Annotated in this window: 6 protein-coding genes and 3 pseudogenes; 1 reads left to right on the plus strand and 8 read right to left on the minus strand. The window is 66.2% G+C overall.

Going from position 1 to position 7,435, the window contains the following annotated elements; all coding sequences use genetic code 11:
• The first annotated feature begins 5 nt into the window (after positions 1-5).
• Complete coding sequence (locus tag LUZ64_RS00100) at positions 6-377, plus strand: hypothetical protein (RefSeq protein ID WP_143593408.1); 372 nt, start codon at positions 6-8, stop codon at positions 375-377.
• On the opposite strand, the gene LUZ64_RS00105 is transcribed toward LUZ64_RS00100, so the two are convergent.
• The 8 genes and pseudogenes from LUZ64_RS00105 to LUZ64_RS00145 form a co-directional block, all read right to left on the minus strand.
• A complete protein-coding gene (locus LUZ64_RS00105; protein ID WP_095584086.1) occupies positions 338-910 on the minus strand; it encodes a transcriptional regulator in 573 nt (190 codons plus the stop codon). The genes LUZ64_RS00100 and LUZ64_RS00105 overlap by 40 nt on opposite strands.
• Positions 910-2,493 (minus strand): helix-turn-helix domain-containing protein, encoded by a 1,584-nt coding sequence (locus LUZ64_RS00110; protein WP_095584087.1) that lies wholly within the window; start codon positions 2,491-2,493, stop codon positions 910-912. The genes LUZ64_RS00105 and LUZ64_RS00110 overlap by 1 nt, the downstream gene beginning before the upstream one ends.
• Positions 2,490-2,774: a helix-turn-helix domain-containing protein gene (locus tag LUZ64_RS00115; protein WP_095584088.1), complete on the minus strand. Its 285-nt coding sequence runs from the start codon at positions 2,772-2,774 to the stop codon at positions 2,490-2,492. The genes LUZ64_RS00110 and LUZ64_RS00115 overlap by 4 nt, the downstream gene beginning before the upstream one ends.
• A gap of 137 nt (positions 2,775-2,911) precedes the next feature.
• Positions 2,912-3,178, minus strand: coding sequence for a hypothetical protein (locus LUZ64_RS00120; protein WP_211305141.1), 267 nt, complete (start codon positions 3,176-3,178; stop codon positions 2,912-2,914).
• Between the two features lie 345 nt (positions 3,179-3,523).
• Positions 3,524-5,470, minus strand: coding sequence for a phosphocholine-specific phospholipase C (locus tag LUZ64_RS00125; protein ID WP_170116906.1), 1,947 nt, complete (start codon positions 5,468-5,470; stop codon positions 3,524-3,526).
• Between the two features lie 162 nt (positions 5,471-5,632).
• Positions 5,633-6,151: pseudogene (locus LUZ64_RS00130) on the minus strand (IS5 family transposase); the annotation flags it as partial.
• Positions 6,152-6,166: 15 nt separating this feature from the next.
• Positions 6,167-6,265 (minus strand): annotated as a pseudogene (locus tag LUZ64_RS00135) (transposase); the annotation flags it as partial.
• A 647-nt stretch (positions 6,266-6,912) separates the two neighbouring features.
• Positions 6,913-7,314, minus strand: a pseudogene (locus LUZ64_RS00145) (Bax inhibitor-1/YccA family membrane protein); the annotation flags it as partial.
• Positions 7,315-7,435: the final 121 nt, after the last annotated feature.

The raw sequence follows: 7,435 nt of genomic DNA on the forward strand, positions 1-7,435 counted from the left end.
TGGGTATGGCAGTGACGGACTGGGGCGAGACGGGCGGATACGGGCTCCAGGCCGCCACGGCGAGGACGGCTTGGTGCACACCCGCACAAGCGGCGGCGTACGTGACGGTCGTGGCCCCGGAGGGCACCGGCTTCTTCACCGGGCCCCCCGGTCTCGACCCCGCCTCCCGCGACTTCCTCGCGGCTCCTGGAGGCCACCGCCCGGGGTGGACAACTGCTGGCCGCACGGATCCCCTGCACGGACAGCACGACCGTCCTGGAAGCCGCCGGCCAGGCCGTGACGCCCTGGCCGGCGGCTTCCAGACGAATACGGGGGCGCCCGTGATCATCCGTAGCCGCTATGCGGCGAAACCGACGCTGGTGCAGTACTCGTACTGACCCCACTGCGAGCCCAGGTCGACGATCGTGTCGTCCCAGGCAGCATCGAGGCCCTGATGGTCACCGGCCGCCCACGCGCCGACGATCCTGTCCCAGCGGCGCACGTTCATCGACCGGTACTCCACCACCCGCTGCAACGGCCTCGGCACCTGCGACTGGTTCAGGGGATGGATCTCCACCCGCGTCCCACGCCCCTCCCGGTTCAGGCGCTTAAGGAGGTGCCGGGCGACGTTCTGGCGGCGCACCGCCCGGTAGGCGGCGTCGATCTTGGCCAGGTTGGCCTTCGACGGCGACCGTTTGCCCTCCAGCCACGCTTTCAGCGTCCGGTCGGTGACCGTCAGCCCGGCCTCCTTGGCGGCCTGGCGGCTCTTGCCCGACTTCGTCAGGTAGTGCAGGCGCGCTATCCAGCCGCGCTTGACCGTGACCGGGGTGGCGATGCCGCCCGCGAGCTCGTCGAGCTTGCGGGCCACGGCGTCGCTGCCCCTGATGCCCTGGGCGCCGAACTTCCCGAAATCGAGGTTCTTCTCCGGCATTACTCCCGCTCCTCCCCCGTGGTGTCGTCGGTGTCGGTTCCGGCGGTGTACGTGTCCTTCACCTTGACCTCGGTAACACCGCGGCCCTCGGGGAAGACACGGTGCCAGTCACCGATGACATGGAGCTCGTCGGTACCCATGGCCCGCACCACGGCAAGACCCTCGTCGTGAGCCTTGAGCGCCTTCAGCCACAGGTTCGCGAACGCCTGCGAACGGATGATGTGCATCCAGTCCGGACGGTACAGCTCCCGGTTGTAGTTCGACTCCCCCATCGTCGAGACGAACTTCGAGTACATCGCCTTCACGTATTCCAGCGTCACCTCGTCGCCCTGCTCGATGGCCTCGTCGCGGGCGTCCTTGAGAGCGATGCGGAACTTCTCCAGCAGGTTCTCCGTCGCCCCGGAGGTGTACGACTCGTGGACCTCCGGCGGCGCGCACAGCCCGTACTTCGGGCCCGACAGGCGCAGCAGGAGGCGCAGGGTCGGCTCGGTCACCCACAGCGGTCCCGGCTCGTCGCGCTGGCCGATCGGGTTGGGCAGCACCGCCTCGTGCTCCCATACGGGCGGTGTGATCAGGTGGACACCAGCGCGGCGGCGGTCATGAGGGAGGCCGGCGGAGTGCTCGAGCTGGCCGAGGGGGAGGTGGGTCTTGAGGGCGGAGAGGTAGGCGCCGTTGATGTCGAGCGCGGTCACCTCATGCTTCCCGGGCGGCAGTTCGCGCCGGGTCCACTTCGGGCGGGCCTCCCAGATCTGGTCCGCGCCGCGGGACGTCTGCTTCTTGAGGATGTCGGGGATCCAGGGGTGGGCGATCACGTCGTAGCGCGCGCCCTTACGGGTCTCGTCCAGCAGGCGCATCGCGTCCGGGATCGCCCGCTTCACCAACGCGGCCGTGGCGGCCTCGACGTCGCCGTGGTGCTCGGCGAGCGCGGCCTGCACCGCCTGACCGATCAGATCGACCGGCCCGGACGGCTCCTGGAACGCACGCCGGGCCGGACCCTGGGAACGCTCGGAGGGACGCGGCGTACGCGACGTGCGTGCCGTCGAGGTCGGCTTCCCGGTGTGAGCGGTGCCGGGCTGTACGGGCGTCGTGGCGGGCTGGGCGGGCGGCACGGCAGCGGTGGTCTGGCAGTCGGCCGGGTCCAGGTGCTGGGCGAAACCCGCCACCCGGGTTCCGGCCGGCTGTCCGCACAGCACACACGGCTCGGGTACCGCGAGGGCCTCCACCTCATCGCCCTCACCGCCTTCTTCGGGCACCGCCGGGGAAGCCGGAGGAGCGTCGGCCGCGTTAGGGGCCTGGGCCGCGGCCGGTTCGGCAGGAGACGGCGTCACCGGGGCGGTGTCGGTAGTAAACTTGGTGGCCAGGCCGTCCAGCAGATACCGGTACTTGGTCCGGACCTCGCCGACCGGGTCCCGGCCGCCCTCCCAGGCGGCGACGGTGGACGGGCTCACCCCGAGCGCCCTCGCCACCTGTGCCTTGGACAAGCGGGCCCGCTCCCGCAGCTCCTGGCGGACCTGGGGAGAGGGGAGCTCGGCTTCCGGGCCTACGCCCGCGAGCAGCGAGTCGATCGCATCGAAGTCACTCACCGGGCCGCTCCCTTCTCGACGTTGGCACCGCGGCGCCGTGCGGCGGGCAGCGCCTCGCACGCCCGCGTCGGCCCCGCCAGCAGATCCAAAGCGGCGATCCCGTAATGCCCGGCCAGCACGTCAGCGTCACGCAGACTCCACGCAGTCGCACCGGACTGCCGGCGCGAGATCTGCGTCTGCGTCAACCCCAGCACCGCGGCGATCGCCCGCTGCGACTCCCCCGTCGCCTGCATCAACGCCGCCACCGACAACCGCAGCGACTCCTCCAGACTCAGCACCATGACGCCACCATACTCGAGGATGATGCAGCATTCGCATCAAAGTTGGGAATTGAAGCCTAAGAATGCATCTGACGCCTGGCTCCCTGACCGGGGACGCAAGGTCCTGTCCGCGCCGGTGCCCCGCCCAGGCCCGGCGGTCAGCGGCCCGGGACCCGCCCGCGCACAGGCCGGCGGGCCGCACGCCGCGCATCCCGCTCCACCTGGCGCGCCTCCTCCACCACCCGATCCGCCAGACACCCCGGACACACCAGATCCAGCACCCGGCGGCGCAGGGCCCGGCGCAGCCGGGGCCCGGGCGGCAGCACTCCGCCGCGGGCACGACGGCGCACCGCACGCGCACTCGTTCCCAGGAACACCGCGAGCAGCGGGGCGTTGCTGTCGTACCGGGCCAGGAGGAACGCCATCTGCGCCTGGCGGGGGTAGCCGGATCATCGGCAACAGATACGACTGACCTGCGGCAATGCGGCTACTCGGCAGGTAGTGCGGGGCCGGGAAGTCCCCGCGTCGGTGAGGGCGCGGATCTGGCGGTCGAGCAGCTGGCCCTTCGTGGACACGCGTGTGTATCCGATGAGGGCGCCGGTCCGGGCGGCCGGGACGGGGGCGAGAAGGTCGTCGGTGTCGGCGTCGCGAGGCGGCTGAAGAGGCTTAATAGCTGCATGGCCCTCGTACGGCACCCTCTCAAGCTTCCCCCCTCCTCCCCCTGGACTACTCCCAAACTTCCCTTACCGGTATCTAGGCTATAAGCGATGTCAGCCAGTGGTGCTAGATTGCCCATACTCGATATGGCCCGCGAAACGCTCGGTCCAGGTGCTGTCGTTGTCCACGGCGATGGTGAAGTCGTACCAGCCGGCGTTGTAGGCGACGGCGTTGAAGAACTCCGTCTCCTGCGACGCGGCAGCGACGGAGTAGGTCTTGTCCCAGGTACGGTACTGGTTTGATTTGATCCGGAAGACCACTCTCTGGGTGCCATGATTCTTCATGTTGAAGAAGACAGCCAGCTTGCCAGTCGAGGAGTGCATCTCAAAGGTGCACTTTACGGAGACGTGCTTGCCCTGGGATATCTTGGACGCATCCCCAGTGAAGCGGCGCAGGAATCGGTTGGGTCCGATAACGGTGAAATCGTACTTGCCGCTTCCGACGTTGAAGAAGTCCTCTTGCTCAGAGTCCGCGCCGATAGTGTACTGCCAGGGACCGCCACTGCGGTAGGCGTTAGCGTAAGTGGCGAAGTGGGCGGCGCTGGTGGCGTACTCACCCAGATTCAGCATGCGGATCCAGATCGACGTCGAGCCATCCGACACTTCGGTGCGGTCGAGGTAGGCGTTGGTTTGATAAGGCAGAGCGCACGCCGGCTTGGTGCCCGATTCCTGAACGGGTTCGGCGTTGGTACTTGGAGGGGTGGGATTCGTGCCGGTGGCGCCAGGGACCTCTCCGGCCGGGGCCGCAGGGCCGAGCGTAGGAAGAGTGTAGGTGGAGGCGTCCTTACTAAAGTCGAATACGCTAGTAAGGTCGCCGCACACCTTGCGACGCCAGGAGGTGATGTTCTGGCACACCGCAGGCTTGCCCAGTGCGGCGGTCCACTTCTCCAGGAACATCAGCATCGAGGTGTGATCGAAGACCTGGGAGCAGACCCTGCCGCCTGTTGTCCACGGGGAAACGACGATCATGGGGACGCGAATACCGAGCCCAATTGGTCCCTCCGCACCCTCATACGTGGCCCACTCGTCCGTGGCGTCCGGCGAACCTTTCGAAGGGAATGGCGGGGGCACGTGATCGAAGAACCCATCGTTTTCGTCGTAGGTGATGAACAGGGCCACGCGGCGGAGGGTGTCCTCGTCGGCGCTGAGAGAGTCGAGTAGCCGTTTGACGAAGACCGCGCCTCGGCTTGGGGTTTCGTCTGAGTGCTCGCAGTGTGCCTCGTCTGTGACGACCCAGGAGACCTGGGGCAGCGTGCCATCGAGGACATCTTTACGGATGGCCTCGATGATCCGGTCAGCGGTGCTACCGCCGGGCACATCAGGTACCGATTTCACTCCGAGATCGTACAGTGCTCCTGAGTCGAAGTCCTTGAAGTACTCCAGCGCGTTGTTCTCGTAGTTGTCGTTCTCGACATTATATGTACGCCAGGTCACACCAGCGGCCTGCAATTCCTTGACGTAGACCCTCCATGATTGGTTAGTACCTACAAAGTCCCCGCCATTGACATGCGGCGGGGAAATTATACCAACTCCAGTACTGCCACTCCAGAAGTAATTACGATTGGGACCGGTCGAGCTCAGGACCGAACAGTAGTAATTATCGCAGATAGTGAAGTTATCGGCAAGGTCATAGTGGAAGGGAAGGTCGTCGCGAGTGAAATAGCCCATGGTCAGCAGACCTTTGTTGGCGATCCACGCATCGAGAAGGCCGTTGTTCCACGCCCCGTGGCCGTCAACCCAACTATGCGCCGTACCCACACCTTGGGCGTTCTTCCACCCATCGGCGCTTCCCCTGTTTAGCATCCAGGGATAGCGCCAGGACGAGCTGTCCGGTTGCTCGAACACCGTCTTGCCGGAGGATCCGCTTCTGGTTCCTGGAAGAAGGATGACACTTTGGTCCCCAAAGCCGCGCACACCCTTGAGTGTGCCGTAATAGTGGTCGAAGCTGCGGTTCTCCTGCATGAGGATGACCACGTGCTCGATTTTTATCAGGTCGTCCACGGACGTCTGGGAAAGGCTGGTGGTGTCACTTGAGGGACTCTCAGCTGCCGTTGGCATGGAAATAACCTTCCTTGAGACCTAACATAAATCTAACCCCTGAGGCGAGATGGAAATTTTCGATCCTATGAACTCACGACAGGATCTTGGCCAGTAAACCTTTTTCATCCATCTCCGCGAGTGGTTGTAGTCGTAGCCCTTGTCTCTTGAGTTTGGCAGGTCCGCTTCGGCGTGGCCTACGGCGGGAGCGGATGGGTGGGGTGCCGGTCACCAGTGGCATCAGCGCCTGGCTGTCGTGGGTGTTGGCCGCTGAGATGCCCACGGACAGCGGCAGGCCGTTCCGGTCCGTGATCAGATGGATCTTCGATCCGTACTTACCCCGATCAACAGGATTCGGGCCTGTCAGATCCCCGTTCTCAGGGCCCGCATGCTTATGGAGTCGATGGCACAGCGCGTCCAGTCCAGCTCGCCGCGAGCGCCGAGTTCGTCGAGGACCAGGCGGTGAAGCTTGGCCCACACGCGCGCTTTGCTCCACTCGCTGAACCGGCGGTGGGCCGTCGGCCCCGACGGGCCGAACGACAGCTACTGCCAGGTGCAGCCCGAGGTAGCTACGAACACGATCGCGGCAAGCACCTCCCGGTCGCCGTGCCGTCGCCGCCCACCACCTTGTGGTCGCGTCGGCGCCAAGACCGTGTCCTATGTGGTGAGGCGCAGGTGAACCACACGAGTCTGGGTGATCGCCTGGGGCCATACCGTCGCGATGGCGTCCGGCAAACCCTTGAGGCCATCGCAAACGACTCCCCCGTGACGGGAAGCGGCGCTGCCGCAGACAGCAGCGAGGCAGCCCCCTCCCACTCCCCGACGTGGGGTCGGGGCTGCCGCCGGCCACCAGGTCCGCGCGTCCCCCGTGAGGGAGGGGCGCGCGGGCCACCCCCTCCGACTTCCAGGCGGACGCCCGGATCACCCGAGACGAGAGGCGCATCAGCCGCATCGTCACCGCCATCCACACCCTCCTGACCTGCAACTATTCAAGATAAAAGATGCTCCGTAGGGCGAAGGGGCTTTGCCCTCGTGGGGGCCGGCTGTACCGCATCGCGTGGCGCCGTGGGACAGAACACGAGAACGCCCCCGGCGCCGTGAGAGGGCGGTTTGGGTGGGGCGGGTAATCAGCGAGAGTCCGACAGCCGGAGGCGGTGGAACGGGCTATGAAGGCCGGCCGTGGCGGGGGAAGCGTGTGCGCGGGTCGAGTTCATCTACCAGCGTCTTTAGCGGCTGGACGAGGTAGTCGAGGCCAACGTGAAGTGGCTGGCCGGCTACCGGCATCCCCGCAACCAGGGTCGGCCAGGACTGGCGGCGGCGGTGCGGGAGGCGTTCACGCAGCCGCAGCCGCTGGTGGAGGGCGTTGAGGCAGTCGGTGACCCGATCGATGGCCGAGTTGAAGATCCCTACTGAGCCTGATTGGAGATCGTGATCAGGCGGAGCAGCTCGGTGTAGATCCACACCAGCGACAGGGTGAGGCCGAACGCGGCCAGCCACGACTCCTCGCGCGGTGCCCCGTATTTGACGCCGTCCTCGACTTGCTTGAAGTCCAGCGCTAGGAAGCAGGCGCCGAGCACCACGCCGATGATGCCGAAGACGATGCCCAGGCCGCCGGTCCGGAAGCAGAGGCCGCCGCCGAACGCTGCGAACAGCAGGTTGGCTATAATCAGCAGCAGGAAGCCGATCGCGGCACCGGCCACGAAGCGGTAGAAGCGGCGGTCGACACGGATGAGCCGTGTCTTGTACGCCACCAGCACACCGGCGAAGACGGCCGTGGTGCCCAGCACCGCCTGCATCGGGGCGCCTGGGCTTCGAACTCGGCGTAGGCGTTGGGGAAGCCTGAGCGTTCGACGGCCTGGGCGGCGTCGTTGATGCTCATCTGCTCCCAGCCTTTCACCTCGGTGAGCAGCACGGAGTAGAACTTCTTGG

Source organism: Streptomyces albireticuli, assembly GCF_021228125.1.
Taxonomy (GTDB): domain Bacteria; phylum Actinomycetota; class Actinomycetes; order Streptomycetales; family Streptomycetaceae; genus Streptomyces; species Streptomyces albireticuli.

Bases quoted from the DNA above. Each gene is read 5' to 3' on its own strand.
- LUZ64_RS00100 (WP_143593408.1), top strand. From the start codon at position 6: ATGGCAGTGACGGACTGGGGCGAGACGGGCGGATACGGGCTCCAGGCC.
- LUZ64_RS00105 (WP_095584086.1), bottom strand. From the start codon at position 910: ATGCCGGAGAAGAACCTCGATTTCGGGAAGTTCGGCGCCCAGGGCATC.
- LUZ64_RS00115 (WP_095584088.1), bottom strand. From the start codon at position 2,774: ATGGTGCTGAGTCTGGAGGAGTCGCTGCGGTTGTCGGTGGCGGCGTTG.
- LUZ64_RS00120 (WP_211305141.1), bottom strand. From the start codon at position 3,178: ATGGCGTTCCTCCTGGCCCGGTACGACAGCAACGCCCCGCTGCTCGCG.